Origin of the sequence: Cupriavidus pauculus, assembly GCF_008801835.1 — a bacterium.
Lineage (GTDB): Bacteria > Pseudomonadota > Gammaproteobacteria > Burkholderiales > Burkholderiaceae > Cupriavidus > Cupriavidus pauculus.
The window spans coordinates 57,564-72,626 of record NZ_VZOW01000014.1 but is presented as its reverse complement, the minus strand read 5'-3'; the positions used below and the strand labels follow the sequence as shown (position 1 = coordinate 72,626).

General features: G+C 65.7%; 16 protein-coding genes. 8 read left to right on the top strand and 8 right to left on the bottom strand.

What is annotated here, in order from left to right; translation table 11 throughout:
- Nucleotides 1–20: 20 nt before the first annotated feature.
- Nucleotides 21–503, bottom strand: coding sequence for an RrF2 family transcriptional regulator (locus F7R19_RS15960; RefSeq protein ID WP_150981218.1), 483 nt, complete (start codon nt 501–503; stop codon nt 21–23).
- An 84-nt stretch (nt 504–587) separates the two neighbouring features.
- Here F7R19_RS15960 and F7R19_RS15955 point away from each other — a divergent pair, with 84 nt between their 5' ends.
- Together F7R19_RS15955 and F7R19_RS15950 are read left to right on the top strand one after the other, a co-directional pair.
- Entirely contained in the window at nt 588–1,562 is a 975-nt protein-coding gene (locus F7R19_RS15955; RefSeq protein ID WP_150981217.1) for an alpha/beta fold hydrolase, read from the top strand.
- A 212-nt stretch (nt 1,563–1,774) separates the two neighbouring features.
- The gene (locus tag F7R19_RS15950; RefSeq protein WP_150981258.1) at nt 1,775–2,611 is read left to right on the top strand and encodes a class I SAM-dependent methyltransferase; all 837 of its coding nucleotides are present in this window, start codon (nt 1,775–1,777) and stop codon (nt 2,609–2,611) included.
- Nucleotides 2,612–2,710: 99 nt separating this feature from the next.
- Here the strand turns inward: F7R19_RS15950 and F7R19_RS15945 are convergent, their stop codons facing one another.
- A complete protein-coding gene (locus F7R19_RS15945; RefSeq protein ID WP_150981216.1) occupies nt 2,711–3,157 on the bottom strand; it encodes a winged helix-turn-helix transcriptional regulator in 447 nt (148 codons plus the stop codon).
- A 97-nt stretch (nt 3,158–3,254) separates the two neighbouring features.
- On the opposite strand from F7R19_RS15945, the gene F7R19_RS15940 reads away from it, so the two are divergent.
- The 4 genes from F7R19_RS15940 (at nt 3,255) to F7R19_RS15925 (ending at nt 5,968) form a co-directional block, all read left to right on the top strand.
- Entirely contained in the window at nt 3,255–4,487 is a 1,233-nt protein-coding gene (locus tag F7R19_RS15940; protein ID WP_223506044.1) for an MFS transporter, read from the top strand.
- 100 nt (nt 4,488–4,587) lie between these two features.
- Entirely contained in the window at nt 4,588–4,917 is a 330-nt protein-coding gene (locus F7R19_RS15935) for a hypothetical protein (RefSeq protein WP_061956928.1), read from the top strand.
- Nucleotides 4,918–5,136: 219 nt separating this feature from the next.
- Nucleotides 5,137–5,511 (top strand): ArsR/SmtB family transcription factor, encoded by a 375-nt coding sequence (locus F7R19_RS15930; RefSeq protein WP_061956894.1) that lies wholly within the window; start codon nt 5,137–5,139, stop codon nt 5,509–5,511.
- Complete coding sequence (locus F7R19_RS15925; protein WP_061956895.1) at nt 5,477–5,968, top strand: SRPBCC family protein; 492 nt, start codon at nt 5,477–5,479, stop codon at nt 5,966–5,968. Before F7R19_RS15930 ends, F7R19_RS15925 begins: the two co-directional genes overlap by 35 nt.
- 87 nt (nt 5,969–6,055) lie before the next feature.
- Here F7R19_RS15925 and F7R19_RS15920 read toward each other — a convergent pair whose 3' ends face one another.
- The 6 genes from F7R19_RS15920 to F7R19_RS15895 all read right to left on the bottom strand — a co-directional run bounded on the left by F7R19_RS15920 (nt 6,056) and on the right by F7R19_RS15895 (nt 12,297).
- A complete protein-coding gene (locus tag F7R19_RS15920) occupies nt 6,056–7,360 on the bottom strand; it encodes a CaiB/BaiF CoA transferase family protein (RefSeq protein WP_150981215.1) in 1,305 nt (434 codons plus the stop codon).
- Nucleotides 7,361–7,377: 17 nt separating this feature from the next.
- Nucleotides 7,378–8,271, bottom strand: coding sequence for a MaoC family dehydratase (locus F7R19_RS15915; protein WP_150981214.1), 894 nt, complete (start codon nt 8,269–8,271; stop codon nt 7,378–7,380).
- A 14-nt stretch (nt 8,272–8,285) separates the two neighbouring features.
- On the bottom strand, nt 8,286–8,684 hold the full coding sequence (locus tag F7R19_RS15910) for a Zn-ribbon domain-containing OB-fold protein (RefSeq protein WP_061956898.1): 399 nt from the start codon (nt 8,682–8,684) through the stop codon (nt 8,286–8,288).
- 12 nt (nt 8,685–8,696) lie between these two features.
- Entirely contained in the window at nt 8,697–9,863 is a 1,167-nt protein-coding gene (locus F7R19_RS15905) for a thiolase domain-containing protein (protein ID WP_150981213.1), read from the bottom strand.
- Between the two features lie 113 nt (nt 9,864–9,976).
- Nucleotides 9,977–11,086, bottom strand: coding sequence for an acyl-CoA dehydrogenase family protein (locus F7R19_RS15900; RefSeq protein WP_150981212.1), 1,110 nt, complete (start codon nt 11,084–11,086; stop codon nt 9,977–9,979).
- 17 nt (nt 11,087–11,103) lie between these two features.
- Entirely contained in the window at nt 11,104–12,297 is a 1,194-nt protein-coding gene (locus F7R19_RS15895) for an acyl-CoA dehydrogenase family protein (RefSeq protein WP_150981211.1), read from the bottom strand.
- Nucleotides 12,298–12,510: 213 nt separating this feature from the next.
- Here F7R19_RS15895 and F7R19_RS15890 point away from each other — a divergent pair, with 213 nt between their 5' ends.
- Together F7R19_RS15890 and F7R19_RS15885 are read left to right on the top strand one after the other, a co-directional pair.
- Complete coding sequence (locus F7R19_RS15890) at nt 12,511–14,019, top strand: class I adenylate-forming enzyme family protein (RefSeq protein WP_150981210.1); 1,509 nt, start codon at nt 12,511–12,513, stop codon at nt 14,017–14,019.
- Nucleotides 14,020–14,037: 18 nt separating this feature from the next.
- On the top strand, nt 14,038–15,057 hold the full coding sequence (locus tag F7R19_RS15885; protein WP_061956903.1) for a tripartite tricarboxylate transporter substrate binding protein: 1,020 nt from the start codon (nt 14,038–14,040) through the stop codon (nt 15,055–15,057).
- The last annotated feature ends 6 nt before the right edge of the window (nt 15,058–15,063 follow it).

Here is a 15,063-nt window from a genome sequence, read left to right as displayed (position 1 = left end):
ATTCAGCCGAATTCGTCGTGTTAACGCCCAGTCTGCCGCAGCTTTCCATTCGCTGGGCCTTGGACTTGGCCGCTGGATTCTCCCGATGTCGATGCAGTGACATCGCGGGCGATTGTGGCCAGGCTCTTCTTGCCAAAGATCCGCAGCATCGCCGCTTCCGCGGCACCAAGGGCGTCATTGAGATAGCGATTTACGGCAGCCTCTACCGGGCATGCCGGATTGTCATCGGCGGGGCCCAGTGCGAAAAGCGTCGTATGGGCGATCGCCTCGAAGACATCCCTTACCGTGAAATCCTCCGGATCTCGCGCGAGTTCCCACCCGCCCCCTCGTCCGCCCGCAGACTGGACGTAGCCGGCGTCCCGCAGCGCTGCCATCGTTCTTCGCACCACAACCGGGTTGGTGTGAAGCATCAGTGCGATGTTGTCGGATGTGGTCGAACCACCGCGTAGATGCATGTGCACGAGAACGTGCAGGAGCCGGGCCAGTCGGGTGTCGAGTCGCATGAAAACCGATCTATTGATGTTCCGTAATGTTTGATGTTACGCTAACGCAATCCGTGTTGCAAACGATCATAAGACCGAGCCCACATGACCGCCCACCGTCATCGCTTTATTGAAGCCAATGGCATCCGATTGCATGTTGCTGAGCAGGGCAACGGGCCATTGGTGCTACTTTGCCATGGGTTTCCAGAGACCTCGCATGCGTGGCGGCATCAACTCGCAGCACTGGCGCAAGCCGGTTTTCATGCTGTCGCGCCGGACTTGCGCGGATACGGCTTAAGCGAGTGCCCCGAAGATATCGGGCAATACACGACGCTCGACGTTATCGGCGATCTTGTTGCGCTCGTTGGCGTACTCGGTGAAAGCCAAGCCGTGGTCGTCGGAAACGATTGGGGCGCAACTATTGCGTGGCAGGCGGCAATGCTACGGCCCGATCGATTTCGCGGTGTCGCGGCGCTTGGCGTGCCGATGATGAGTCGCGCGCCCTGCGCACCAAGTCGCCTCTTTCCGCAGAACGAGCAGGCGTGGTTTTACACCCATTACTTTTCCGAATGCGGACTTGCCGACCGCGAGCTTGCGCTTGACGTTGGGGCGACGCTGCGCAAGATCTATTTTTCCGCCTCGGGCGACGTCGGCGTTCGCGACGCCAGCACTCCGAATCCGTTTGGATTGGTGCCGCGGGACAAGCCATATCTCGATACTCTCGATGATTTCCCGTCTTTGCCGAATTGGCTTGGGGCCGCCGATCTGGAAGAGTTCGTGCACGCCTTCGAAGTCTCCGGCTTTCGAGGCGGCCTGAACTACTATCGCAATCTGGACAGAAATTGGGAAATGCAAGCCGCGTTCGAGGGGCTGCGCATCGAAGTGCCTGCCCTTTACCTTGTGGGCGAAAGAGATACGGGGCTGGCCATGCCCGGCATGCGGGAAATGATCGATGCCATGCCCAAGACAGTGCCAAATCTGCGCAAGTCTGAAGTTGTAGCGGCGGCGGGGCACTGGCTACCCCAGGAAGCACCGGGCGTGGTCAACGCAGCGCTAATCGAGTTTCTCAACGGGCTTTGACGCCTTCAACCGGTTCGGCGGAGCGTAAGCGGCGGCACCCGCAAGGCATCTCGGATGCCCGTGCAGGCGTGGGGAATATAGCATCACAAACGCGCGTCTTAATGGCTGAATTGACGACGCCGGCCGTCGCGTTCACCATGGTGCGTGGCCGCTGGCCCGCGCGCCCGATGGGCAGCGGCGCGGGGCCCGCAACGGCTTTCAGGGGGGGCAATATGACTGAGCGCGACACGATCTTTGCTGGCTCGATCCCCGGGTTTTACGACAAGCTGATGGTGCCGCTGATCTTCGCGGATTACGCCGACGACCTGGCGCAGCGCGTGGCCGCCGGCTCGCCGGAAGCGGTGCTCGAAACGGCTGCCGGCACCGGCGCGGTCACGCGCGCATTGGCACCGCGCCTCGGCCCGCGAGCCCGCTATGTGGTCACCGATCTCAACCAGCCGATGCTCGACTATGCCGCCGCGCGGCAGGGCGCCGACAGTCGGATCGAATGGCGGCAGGCCGATGCGCTGCACCTGCCGTTCGACGATGGCGCCTTCGACGTCGTCTGCTGCCAGTTCGGCGCGATGTTCTTTCCCGACCGCGTTGCCGGCTACGCCGAGGCGCGTCGCGTGCTCAGGCCCGGCGGCCGGCTTGTTTTCAATGTCTGGGATCGCATCGAGCACAACGCGTTTGCCGACGAAGTCACCCAGGCTGTTGCCGCCTCGTTTGCCGACGATCCACCCCGATTCCTCGCCCGCACGCCGCACGGCTATCACGATGTTGCGCGGATTCGCGATGATCTGCGCCGCGCCGGCTTTGCCGACATCGCAATCGAAACTTTGGAGAAAGTCAGCCGCGCGGATTCGGCGCGCGATGTCGCTACGGCTTATTGTCTGGGAACGCCACTACGCGGCGAAATCGAGGCGCGCGATGCCGGGCTGCTGCAAGTGGCGATCGAGCGCGCGGCGCACGCAATCGCGCAGCGCCATGGCGACGGCCCGGTGAGCGGCAGGATTCAGGCGCACGTGATCGTCGCGGCCGGCCAGCGCGGTGCATCGGCTGCCGCCTAGGCGCTGCGCCGGCGGGCGCATCGGCCGTCCATAGGCTCACAACGTTGGGCCAGATAGGGACAGTATTTTTGGCGTGCGGCGATGCACTGCGTGCCATCGCTACCGGACCTTGCGCACCTCGGTGTCGGCCGGCCTGATCACGGTGCCGTCGCGGGTCATGGGGTCCATGCGTCCCACCGGTTTGCCCGTGCGCCGGTCGACCAGCACGGAATGGCGCTCGCCACTGGCGAACAAATTGCGCTCGCCCCACTGGCGCAACGCCACGACCACCGGGAACAGACGTTCGCCGCGCGGCGTCAGCACGTATTCCTGATAGGCCGACCCATCGGACGCCGCCTGGGTTTGCAGCACGCCGGCCTCCACCAGTTTCTGCAGCCGCCCCGCCAGGATATTGCGCGCCACGCCAAGGTTGCGCTGGAAATCGCCGAAGCGGCGCACGCCATCGAATGCATCCCGAACGATCAGCAGCGACCAGCGGTCGCCAATCACGTCGAGCGATCGCGCTACCGGGCACGGCTGGTTTGCGGGTTCGGGCTGGCTTGGCATCGGCTTTCTCGGTGATTCTGATGTGGTTGCATTTTAAAACCTGTTGCCCTAGCATTCAACGAGTTTCATTTTGCAACCACATGACGAGGTATTTGCGATGAGTGTCCCACCGGTTCGGGCCGACATGCCGCGCGGCTTGCTGATGCTGTTTGCCGTGGCCAGCGGCCTGAGCGTGGCCAACGTCTATTACGCTCAGCCATTGCTCGATGCGCTGGCGCTGGAGTTCGCCATGGCGCCGGCGCTGGTCGGCGGCGTGGTCGCGATGACGCAGGTGGGATGCGCGCTGGCGCTGCTGCTGGTGGTGCCGCTCGGCGATGTCTTGCCGCGCCGCCGCCTGATGGGAATTCAGCTCGCGTTGCTGGTCGGTGTGCTGGTGCTGGTCGGCATGGCGCGATCGGCGCCGATGTTGCTGGTGGGCATGCTGGGCGTGGGCCTGCTCGGCACGGCGATGACGCAGGGCTTGCTGGCCTATGCGGCAAGCGCAGCGTCCGCGCGGGAGCAGGGCAGGGTGATCGGCATCGCACAGGGTGGGGTGTTTATCGGGTTGCTGTCGGCGCGGGCGTTTTCCGGGGCGGTCAGCGATCTTGCGGGCTGGCGTGGCGTGTACCTGCTGGCGGCACTGCTGATGGCGTGCGTGGCCGTGCCGCTGTGGCGGCGTCTGCCCCGCCTGGTCGACGCCGCCGCGCCGCTCGGGTACTGGCGGCTGATCGCATCGATGTTTTGGCTGCTACGCACCGAGCCGGTACTGCAGGTCAGGGGCATCCTGGCGCTGCTGATGTTCGCCGTATTGAATATCTTCTGGAGCGCGTTGGCGCTTGCCCTCAGCGCGCCGCCGTTCCACCTTGCCCACACCGTCATCGGTGCGTTCGGGTTGGTCGGGGTGGCCGGGGCGCTGGCCGCGGCGCGCACCGGCCGCTGGGTCGATGACGGCTACGCGCCGCGCGTGACCGTGATGGCGCTGGTCCTGCTGCTGCTTGCATGGTGGCCGTTGTCGCGCATGGATGCGTCGCTGTGGCTTCTGGCATTGGGCATCGTGCTGCTGGACGCCGGCGCGCAGGCGCTGCATGTGACCAACCAAAGCCTGATCGTGCGCACCCACGCCAACGCCCACGGTCGGCTGATCGGCCTCTATATGCTGTTCTATGCGGCCGGCAGCGGCCTGGGCGCGATGGGCGCCACGCTGGCCTATGCGCATGGTGGCTGGCATGGCGTTTGCGCGCTGGGCGCCTCGGTCAGTGTGCTGGCGCTGGGGTTCGGCGTCTGGACGCAGCGCATGCAAGCTGGCCAGTTGATCGACTCGGCGCGTTGCCCGCAGCGGGCGCCGCGCTGAATGGCTGTGCAAATTGAAAAAAGACGGGCAAATCCGATCAGGCGACGCGCCGATACGGGGCATGCTGGGCGATGTCTGGCCCTTACCTGAGAGGATGATGATGCTGAAGAAGACCGTACCGACGTTGATGGTGGCAGCCCTGACGGCCCTGGGCGCCGTGCAATTGGCCCACGCGCAGCAGGCGCAAAGGAAGGTCGATCCGTACACCGACGGCGCAAAGACCGGCAAGCCGGATCCCTATCTGGATGGCGCCAAGTCTGGCAAGGCCGACAAGTTCGATGTGCAATCGAAGTCGAGCACCCGCACCGACCTGGCGCCGCGCAAGACCGATCCGTACACGGACGGCGCCAAGACCGGCAAGCCCGATCCGTATCTGGACGGCGCCCGCGTGGGCAAGGCCGATCCGTACACGGACGGCGCGAAGAAGTAAGCGCCTGGCACCGCGGCCCGGCTTGAAGTCACGGGCTGCAAATGGCTGCAAACGCATTACCGGCCCGCTCCATCGAGCGGGCTTTTGTCGTCGCAAGCGCCGGTGGCCTGGCGGAGTTTGCGTCTGCGCTTCCTTCATTCGACCCCCACACACTTCCACCCGACACGGCGTGCGCGTGAAAACTTGCGGCGCGCAGCATGCCTGCATATACTTAGCTCAATGGCTAACTATCAAGCTCAGATCAGCGAAGTGTTCCAGGCGCTGGCCGATCCCACGCGCTGTGCGATCGTCGCTGCGCTGGTCGGCGGCGCGCAGCCCGTGTCGGTGCTGGCCGCACCGTTCGACATGGCGCTGCCGTCATTCATGAAACACATCGGCGTGCTGGAGCGCAGCGGCTTGATCCGCACCAGCAAGCTCGGTCGCACGCGCACCTGCGAACTGGTGCCGGCCAGGCTGTCCGAGGCCGAGCAGTGGATTGCCGCGCAACGCGCCATGTGGGAGGCACGCGCGGACCGCATGGTGGCATTTGTCGAAAACCTTCATCAACAGGAGACAACCGATGACGCAAACCGCAGCCGCAGCCGCAAGCGCTGATTCCCGCGATCTGATCATCACGCGCGTCTTGCGCGCACCGCGTGCCGCACTGTGGCGCGCATGGTCCGAACCGGACCTGTTGGTGCAGTGGTGGTGCCCCAGGCCGTGGACCACGGAAGTGCATGCCTTCGATCTGCGCGCCGGCGGCGCCTTCCACACCGTCATGAAGGGCCCGGACGGCGGTGTCAGCGACAATCGCGGCAGCTTTCTCGACGTGGTGCCGCAATCGCGCATCGTGTTCTCATCGATGCTCGAAGCGGACTGGCGTCCCGCCAAGCCGTGGCTGGGCTTTACCGCAATCGTCACGATGGAGGACGAAGGCGCGGGATGCCGCTACACGGCCAAGGTGATGCATCAGGACGAAGCGGGGCGCGACCAGCACGAGAAGATGGGCTTCTTCGACGGCTGGAACACTGTGATCACGCAGCTCGAAGAATTCGCCGCAGCGCTGCGCTAATTCGCCGCGGCGCGCTCGATCTTCCTGGCGGCGGGGTGCTGGGGCTGGCTGCGCGCCTCGATGGCCAGACGCATTGCCGCCACGGCGCTACAGCACACCTTTGGCGCGCAGTTCCGCGATCTCTCCCGCGCCGAGATGCAGCGTGTCGCGCAGCACCTCATCGGTATGCTGGCCCAGCGCGGGCGGCGCGTGGCGCAGCGTGGTGGGCGTATCCGACAATCGCAACGGGCTGGCCGTGGTGCAGATGCGGTTCACCGGATCGGCCGAGGCGTCGTTGCTGGCCTCCGCCGACGACCCATAGCGGAATTGTTCGACGCGCAGCCCGCGATACTGGACCTGCTCGTCGGCAAACGCCTGCGCGATATTGTTGATCGGCCCGCAGGGCACCGATGCCGCCTCCAGCAGGCCGATCCATTCGCGCGTGGTCTTCTTGCGCGTGATGTCGCTCATCATCGGGATCAAGGTCTGCCGGTTGGCCACGCGGCTGCTGTTTGCCGCATAGCGTGGATCGCGCGCCCAATCTACGTCTGCCACTTCGCAGAAGCGCGCAAACTGCCCATCGTTGCCGATGGCCAGCAGCATGTCGCCATCGCGCGTCGGGAAATCCTGATACGGCACCACGCTGGGATGCGTATTGCCCTGGCGCGTCGGCACCGTGCCCGCGTTCAGATATCCGGTGCCCTGGTTGGCCAGCACCGCCATCGCCACGTCGAGCAGCGCGATATCGATGCGCTGGCCGCGCCCAGTGTGATGCCGCGCTTCCAGCGCGCCAAGGATCGCCGTGGTGGCGTACATGCCCGTGAACACGTCGATCACGGCCACGCCAACGCGCACCGGTCCCGCGCCAGGCTCGCCGTCGGCCTGGCCGGTAATGCTCATCAGGCCGCTCATGGCCTGCACCAGCAGGTCATAGCCGGGACGCGCCGCGTAAGGGCCGGTCTGGCCGAAGCCGGTGATCGAGCAATAGATCAGGCGCGGATTCAGCGCGCTGAGCGTGTCGTAATCGAGGCCATAGCGCTTGAGCCCGCCGGTCTTGTAGTTTTCGATCAGTACGTCGCTTTGCGCGGCCAGTTCGCGGATCAGCGCCTGTCCCTCGGGCGTGGCGATATCGACCGTCACCGAGCGCTTGTTGCGATTGCACGCGGCGAAATAGCTGGCCTGGCTGGTTGGGCCGTCGTCGCCGCACAGGTATGGCGGGCCCCAGCGCCGCGTGTCGTCGCCCTCGCCGGGTTTCTCGATCTTGATGACATCGGCGCCCATGTCGGCGAGATTCTGGGTGCACCAGGGCCCGGCCAGTACGCGCGAAAGATCGAGCACGCGCAGATGGCTCAGTGCGCCGGTTTGCGATGAGGGGGACGGCAGGCCGTTGGCCGGATCGGATGGCGTTGTCATATCGGTTCGATTGGCGGTCAGGCGATTTCCGCCCAGCCGTGGCTGAGCACGACCTTGTCGCGTTCCAGCACACGCGCGCGCAGCGCAAACTGGTTGGCGTGCGCGGGATCGCGCCAGATCTCCGTCACCAGCGTTTCGCCCGGGAACACCGGCGCGGTAAAGCGGATATCGAGCGCCCGCAGCCGCGCTGCATCGTGATCGGCACATTGCCGCAGCAGCGCATGCGCCACCAGCCCGTAGCTGGCCAAACCATGCAGTATGGGCCGCTCGAATCCCGCCGCAGTGGCCACCGCAGGGTCCGCGTGCAGCGGATTGAAATCGCCCATCAGCCGATACAGCAGCGCTGCTTCCGGCCGCGTGGGCTGGGTGTCGATGAAATCGGGTGCGCGGTCTTCGGGCGTTGGATGCAGCGCGGGCAACGGTTCGTCGCTGGGCTGGCCGCCGTCCTGCTGACTGTAGCCGCCGTCGCCACGCAGAAACGAAATCTGCTGCACCGTGGCCAGCAATTCGCCCTGCGCGGTTTCCAGGCGGCGTTCCGTCACCATTACGGCGCCCTTGCCTGCACCCTTGTCGGTCAGATGCGTGATGCGGTTATGTCCCACCACCTCGGCTTCGGCCGGCAGCGGACGATGCAGGCGCAGACGCTGTTCGCCGTGCAGCGGCTTCACCCAGTCGATGCCGGTGTCCCGCTCGCGCGCCCAGAAGCCGGGATAGCCGAGCACCACCGCCTGAGACGGCAGTGCGCGCAGGCCTCCCGGCGCGCCTTCGTAGACGAAGGGCAGCGCGCGTGCGTTCATCGGATCGTTGCCAAGGCCCAGGCTTAGCGCATAGAGCATGGTGTCGCGCGCGGTGTAGCGCTGACGTACCGGCGCAAACACGCGATTGCGTAGATGCTGATAGCTGATCGGCATGTCTGTCTCCCGCGTCAGACCGGCGCGAAAACCGGCACGGGCGGACCGCCTTCGGAATCGGCAAAGCGCACCTTCACGCGCTGGCCGATCCGCACGCTGTCGAGATCGGTATCGACGATGTGGGTCATCATCGTCACGCCTTCGTCCAGCTTCACATAGGCGATGCAGAACGGATTGGGGCCGGCGCGGCGTGTGATGCTGAACGAATAGATCTCGCCGAAGCCGCTGGCGGATTTCCATTCGGTCTCGCCCATGCAGAACGGGCACAGCACACGCGGATACCAGTGCGGCTTGCCGCAGCCCTTGCAGTGGCGCACCAGCAGCTGGCCTTCGCGCGCGGCCTGCCAGAAGGCGGCGTTGTCGGGGAGTTCGTCGGGCGCCTTGAACGGCGAGGGGACGTAAGGAGTGGTCATGGTTGTCATCCCTTATTCACGTTCGAGGATCAGCGTAGCGGAGCCATGGCGCGATCCCATGTACCCGCCGGTTCCCTGCGCCAGCGCCAGGCCGCAGTCCTTGACCTGCACGGCGGGGTGCGCTTCGCCGCGCAACTGGCGCACGGCTTCGATCACCTTGGTGATGCCGCCGCGATTGGCCGGATGGTTGTTGCACAGGCCGCCGCCGTCGGTGTTGATCGGCAGCTTGCCGACGCCGGCAATCAGGTTGCCGTCCATCACGAACTTGCCGCCTTCGCCCTTCTTGCAGAAGCCCAGATCCTCGAGCTGCATCAGCACGGTGATCGTGAAGCTGTCGTAGATCGACGCGTACTGGATATCGGCGGGCGTCACGCCCGCTTCGGCAAACGCCGCCGCCCCGGATACGCGCGCTGCCGACCATGACAGATCGACATGGCCGCCCAGCAGGCCCTTGACATGCTCGCCCGCGCCCAGCACCTTGATTTTCGGGCGCTTGAGCGTGGCGGCGATTTCCGGGCGCGCCACGATCAGCGCGCCGCCGCCGTCCGACACCACGCAGCAATCGAGCCGATGCAGCGGATCCGAGATCATCGGGGAATTGAGCACGTCCTCGACCGTGACCAGCTCGCGCAGCATGGCGTTGGGATTGTGCTGCGCGTGATGCGACGCGGCCACCTTGATCCATGCGAGCTGTTCCGGCGTGGTGCCGAATTCGTACATATGGCGCTGCGCCACCATTGCATAGAGGTTCACCGTTACCGGGCTGAAGGGCGCCTCGAAGGGCTGGTCCGGCAGGTTCGCGCCCCAGTTGCGCGCCTGCGTGCCGCTCGACCCTTCCGAGCGCGGGCGCCCGGCCAGCGTGATCAACGCCACATTGCACTTGCCGGCAGCGATGGCCTGCGCGGCATGCGACACGTGCGCGATATAGGACGATCCGCCCATCTCGGTGGAATCGACATGTCGCGCATTGAGGCCCAGATAGTCGACCATGTTGACCATGCCGAGGCCCGGCGCGTCGCCGGCGCAGAAATAGCCGTCGACATCGGCCAGCGTGAGCCCCGCGTCCTCCAGCGCGCCCTTGGCGCTTTCGGCGTGAAGCTGCGCCACGGTCTTGTCCGGCGCCTTGCGGGTCGGGTGCTCGTAGGCCCCGACGATGTATGCCTTGCCATTGATGGTCATCGATATCTTCCGTTGAGGCGGGCCGTGACGCGATGGCGGTCATCGCGCCCCGGCGGGCCTGGTTTGCGTTGTTGCCGAGCGATTGCGCACGGCTGCCGATTGGATGGCTGCTGTCAGGCTGCCATGGCGCCGCAGTAGCGCTCCATGTGCAGATCAGTATCGCCCAGCAATACGTCTGTCATGGTCAGCGCCTTGAAATAGTCGCCCACTTCCAGCTCGTCTGTCATGCCCATGCCGCCGTGCAGTTGCACGGCCTGCTGGCCGACGAAGCGCGCCGCCCTGGCCGTAATCACCTTGGCGGCGGACACCTTGCGGCGGCGTTCGGCCGCATCGGCGGCATCGAGCCCCTGCGCAGCCACATAGGCCATCGACAGCGCCAGCTCCTTGTGCATCAGCATCTCGGCCATGCGGTGCTGTAGAGCCTGGAACGATGCCAGCGGCTTGCCAAACTGCTTGCGCGCGCCCAGGTATTCGGCGGTGATTTCGATCAGGCGCTCCATTGCGCCGGCCGCTGCCGCGCATTGCGCGGCGATGCCGTGGTCGATGCCGAATTCGAGCGCCCCGAGGCCATCGGCCGTGACGAGCGTGGCCGGCGCGTTCTCCAGGGCGAGGTCCGCACCCGCCAGTCGGTCGATCGTCGGATACGGCGTCACGCTCACGCCCGGCGCGTCGCGCTGCACCACGAACAGCGCGAGCGCGCCATCGAGCTTGGCGCTGACGAGATACATGTCGGCCGCGCCGCCGTGCCACACCGTCGACTTCACGCCATCGATCACGTAGCCCTGGTTGGCGCATGGCGTGGCCGCCGCTTGCGCGGTGTCCAGCCGGTAGCGTGTGGCCGGTTCCAGATACGCCAGCGCGAAGACCCGTTCGCCATTGGCGATGGCCGGTAGCCACTGCGTCTGCAGCGCGGCCGGCGCGTAGTGCGAGAGCACCGCGCCAGCGATGACAGCGCCGGGAATCACGGGTTCCTGCACCAGCGCGCGGCCCAGTTCGCGCTGTACCACCACCTGGCTGGCGGGGCCTTCGCCAAAGCCGCCGTGTTCGGCCGGAATGCCGAGACCCAGCACGCCCATCTCGGCCAGCGCCGACCAGATGCGCGGGTCGAACGCGCCGTGATCGCGCGCGTTGCGACGGCGATTTTCGAACGTGTATTCGGACGCGACAAAGCGGCGCAAGCTGTCAGCCAGCATCTGCTGCTCTTCGCTGTAGGTGAAATCCATGCCTGTCGTCCTTTGCCTTAGAAGCCGATGATCATCTTCGAGATGATGTTCTTTTGCACTTCCGTCGATCCGCCGTAGATGGTGGTCTTGCGCATGTCGTAATAGGTGGAGGCGGCGGGCGCGGCCCAGGCGGGTCCACCTGCGGGACGCGGCGCGCCGGGCTCCAGCCAGTCGGGCGAATAGGGCCAGCCGTTGGGACCGGCCACTTCCATTTGCAGCATCGCGATGTCCTGCTGCAGCTCCGATCCGCGGATCTTCACCAGCGACGCCTCGGGCCCCGGCGTACCGGCCGCCTGCGTTGCCACGCGCAGCAGCAGCATTTCCAGCGCCAACAGGTCCATTTCCAGGCGGGCGATCTTGTCGCGCATGCGCGCGTCCTCGATCAGCGGTCGGCCGCGGCCATCGGTGGTCTCTGCCGCGTAGTGCCGCAACTGGCGCAGTTCGCGATAGCAGTGGCCGATGCCGGCGATGCCGGTGCGCTCGTGGCCCAACAGATACTTGGCGTAGGTCCAGCCCTTGTTTTCCTCGCCGAGCAGGTTTTCCGCCGGCACCTCGACATCCTCGAACCATGTCTCGTTGACATCGTGCCCGCCATCGAGCGTCTTGATCTGCCGCACCGTCACGCCCGGCGATTTCATGTCGATCAGCAGCATCGAGATGCCTTCCTGGGCCTTGGCCTCGGGGTCGGTGCGCACCAGACAGAAGATCCAGTCGGCAAAGTGCGCCATGGTGGTCCATGTCTTCTGGCCGTTGACAATGAACTTGTCGCCGCGCCGCACCGCGCGCGTGCGCAGCGATGCAAGATCCGAACCGGCGCCGGGTTCGGAATAACCCTGACACCAGAAGTCATCCACGCCCGGAATGCGCGGCAGAAAGCGCTCCTGATGCGCGGGGCTGGCGTACTTCATCAGCACCGGGCCGATCATCGTCAGTCCGAAGGGCAGCATGCGCGGCGCGCCGGCGCGCAGCGTTTCGATTTCGAAGATCAGGCGCTGCAACGCATTCCAGCCCGTGCCGCCCCATTGCTTGGGCCACGTCGGCGCGCCCCAGCCATGGGCGTGCAGGATGCGGTGCCAACGCACGTAGTCGTCCTTTTCAACGCGCTGGTGGCCCAGCACCTTGTTGCGGATGTCGGACGGCAGGCTGGCCTGGACAAAGGCGCGCACTTCCTGGCGGAAGGCTTCTTCTTCTTTTGTGAAACGCAGGTCCATGAATCTGTCTCCAGTCGGTGGATCGATTCTATGGGGGGGCGTGCGCCGGTGGTTCGAGATTGCCGAATCCGGCCTTTGAGAATGCGGAATGCGGTACCCGCCAGGCGGTTTCGCGGCATCGAAGCCGCCCCTTGCCATTTACGAATGGCGCGCCAAAAACTTTGCGGTCATGCTGCGCGGACATTATCGGCATTGCAAAGGACGGCAAGACTCGTGACTACGCGGATCCATCATCTGCTCGACCAATGGCTGAGCGAAGCGCCCGATCAACCGTTCATCCATCTGCCGGATGGCCGCAGCGTGACCTTTGCCGAGCTTGGCGCGCTGACCGACACGGCGCAGGCGGAGTTGTTGGCGCTGGACGTGCGTCCCGGCGATCGCGTCATGGTGGTGGCGGAGAACTGTCCCGAGCATGCCGCGCTGATCCTGGCCTGCAGCCGCGTGGGCGCATGGTCGTGCGGTGTCAACGCGCGCATGGCGCCGGCGGAGATCGACGCATTCGCCGACAAGGCCGACGCCCGAGTGATCTATTTCACCGCCGCGGCGTCGCGCGCCGCCGACGCGCATGCGCGCCGTTTCCACGCATCGCCATCGGCGCTGCCCGGCATGGAGCACGGCGCGGTGCGCAGCGACGCCCGGCCCGAAGCGCAGCCGTTGCGCGACGAGGTCGCGGCGCTGATCTTTACCTCAGGCACCACGGGCACGCCCAAGGGTGTGATGCTGACGCACGACGCGCTGATCCACTTTGCCCGCGTTACGCGCGACGCGCGCGCGCTTGGACCCGCGGATCGCAGCTATGCGTTTGTGCCGATGACGCACATCTTCGGCCTGGGCACGGTGCTGTTGAGTTCGCTGCTGGCCGGTGCGCAACTGGTGATGCGTCCGCAGTTCGATCCCGCCGATCTGCTCGACGCGCTGGCTCGTCACGGCGTGTCGCAACTGCAGGGGCCGCCCACGTTGTTCTCGCGTCTGCTCGCGTATTTGCAGGAGCAGGGTATCGAGCGGCCCGTGGCCCCGGCATTGCGTTATCTCTACACCGGCGCTGGCCCGCTGGACCTGGCGCTCAAGCAGCGCGTCGAGGCCACGTTTGGGCTCACGCTGCACCATGGTTACGGGCTATCCGAGTATGCGGGATCCGTGCATGTCACACGGCTCGACGAGCAGCGCGCCGATACCAGTGCCGGTTATGCGGTGGCCGAAGCCGAGGTGCAGGTGACCGACGCGACCACTGGGCAACCACTGCCGTTGGGACAGCGCGGCGAACTGTGGTTGCGCGGGCGCGGCCTGATGCCCGGTTATTTCCGCGACCCGGCCGCCACGGCGGCGGTGATGCGCGAAGGCGGCTGGTATGCCAGCGGCGACCTCGGGGAAATGCATGCCGATGGCGCGCTGTTCGTGGTCGGCCGCTTAAAGGAAATGATCATCCGCTCGGGCTTCAACGTGTATCCGGCCGAGGTCGAAACCGCACTGAACACCCATCCCAGCATCCAGCGCTCGGCCGTGGTGGGATGCCCCGAAGGCGATGGCAACGAGGAAATCGTCGCCTTTGTGGAATTGCGCCCCGGCGCGGCGCTGGAATTGAGCGCATTGCAAAGCCATTTGCGCACGCGTCTGGCCCCTTACAAGCGGCCCGCGCGCATCGTGGCGCTGTCCGAATTGCCCACCAATAACAACGGCAAGATTCTCAAGCGCGTGCTGCAGGAACAGGCCGCCTCGAGGTAAGCCACAAGGAGACTCCGCATGCATTTTCCCCGTACTTTCGCGCCCGACGCACCCGATTCGCCTTCCCTGATGCGGCGGCGCCTGCTGGCGGCGGGCCTGCTCGGCATGGCGGCGCAACCGTTTGCGGCCCTGGCGGCCGACGCGTGGCCCAGCAAGCCGGTGCGGCTGATCGTGCCGTTTCCGCCCGGTGGTCCGGTCGACAGCACGGCGCGCATCTTCAGCCAGAAGCTTGGGGAAATGTGGAAGACGCCCATCGTGATCGACAACCGCGCCGGCGCGGGCGGCACCATCGGCGCGGCGCTCGCCGCCAAGGAAGCGCCGGACGGCTACGGGCTGTTCCTCGGCTCCATCCACCACGCGGTCAATCCTTCGCTGATGGGCAAGCTGCCCTATGACATCGAAAAGGACTTCGCCCCGATCAGCTTCGCGGCGATGTTCCCGGTATTCGTGGTCGCACATCCCTCGGTGCCCGCCAACAACATCAAGGAATTGATTGCCTACGCCAAAAAGAGCGAGCGGCCGTTGGCCTATGGATCGTCGGGCAACGGCGGCGGCACGCATCTGGCCGGCGAGCTCTTCAACATGGAAGCCGGCACCCGGCTGCAGCACATCCCGTACAAGGGCAGCGGCCCGGCCATGAGCGATCTGCTGGGCGGCCAGGTGCAGTTGATGTTCAGCGACGCACCGACCGCGCTGCAACACATCAAGTCCGGCCGTATCAAGGTGCTGGGCGTGGCCAGCCGCAAGCGTTCCGGCATGCTGCCCGATGTGCCAACCGTGGCGGAATCGGGCTTGCCCGGCTACGAGGCGTATTCGTGGGCCGCGCTGTTCGCACCGGCCCAGACACCGCAGCCGCTGCTGGACAGAATCAACGCGGATTTCAACGTCGCCATGAACGATGCGGGCGTGCGCCAGCGCCTGCTGCAGGCCGGTGCCGAGGCGGACCCCGGCACGCAGGATCAGATGCGCCAGCGGCTGCACAGCGAAATCGTCAAGTGGAAGAAGGTGATCCAGACTGCCGGCATCACCGCCGGCTGAATTGCG

Bases quoted from the DNA above. Each gene is read 5' to 3' on its own strand.
- F7R19_RS15960 (WP_150981218.1), bottom strand. From the start codon at position 503: ATGCGACTCGACACCCGACTGGCCCGGCTCCTGCACGTTCTCGTGCAC.
- F7R19_RS15955 (WP_150981217.1), top strand. From the start codon at position 588: ATGACCGCCCACCGTCATCGCTTTATTGAAGCCAATGGCATCCGATTG.
- F7R19_RS15950 (WP_150981258.1), top strand. From the start codon at position 1,775: ATGACTGAGCGCGACACGATCTTTGCTGGCTCGATCCCCGGGTTTTAC.
- F7R19_RS15945 (WP_150981216.1), bottom strand. From the start codon at position 3,157: ATGCCAAGCCAGCCCGAACCCGCAAACCAGCCGTGCCCGGTAGCGCGA.
- F7R19_RS15940 (WP_223506044.1), top strand. From the start codon at position 3,255: ATGAGTGTCCCACCGGTTCGGGCCGACATGCCGCGCGGCTTGCTGATG.
- F7R19_RS15935 (WP_061956928.1), top strand. From the start codon at position 4,588: ATGCTGAAGAAGACCGTACCGACGTTGATGGTGGCAGCCCTGACGGCC.
- F7R19_RS15930 (WP_061956894.1), top strand. From the start codon at position 5,137: ATGGCTAACTATCAAGCTCAGATCAGCGAAGTGTTCCAGGCGCTGGCC.
- F7R19_RS15925 (WP_061956895.1), top strand. From the start codon at position 5,477: ATGACGCAAACCGCAGCCGCAGCCGCAAGCGCTGATTCCCGCGATCTG.
- F7R19_RS15920 (WP_150981215.1), bottom strand. From the start codon at position 7,360: ATGACAACGCCATCCGATCCGGCCAACGGCCTGCCGTCCCCCTCATCG.
- F7R19_RS15915 (WP_150981214.1), bottom strand. From the start codon at position 8,271: ATGCCGATCAGCTATCAGCATCTACGCAATCGCGTGTTTGCGCCGGTA.
- F7R19_RS15910 (WP_061956898.1), bottom strand. From the start codon at position 8,684: ATGACCACTCCTTACGTCCCCTCGCCGTTCAAGGCGCCCGACGAACTC.
- F7R19_RS15905 (WP_150981213.1), bottom strand. From the start codon at position 9,863: ATGACCATCAATGGCAAGGCATACATCGTCGGGGCCTACGAGCACCCG.
- F7R19_RS15900 (WP_150981212.1), bottom strand. From the start codon at position 11,086: ATGGATTTCACCTACAGCGAAGAGCAGCAGATGCTGGCTGACAGCTTG.
- F7R19_RS15895 (WP_150981211.1), bottom strand. From the start codon at position 12,297: ATGGACCTGCGTTTCACAAAAGAAGAAGAAGCCTTCCGCCAGGAAGTG.
- F7R19_RS15885 (WP_061956903.1), top strand. From the start codon at position 14,038: ATGCATTTTCCCCGTACTTTCGCGCCCGACGCACCCGATTCGCCTTCC.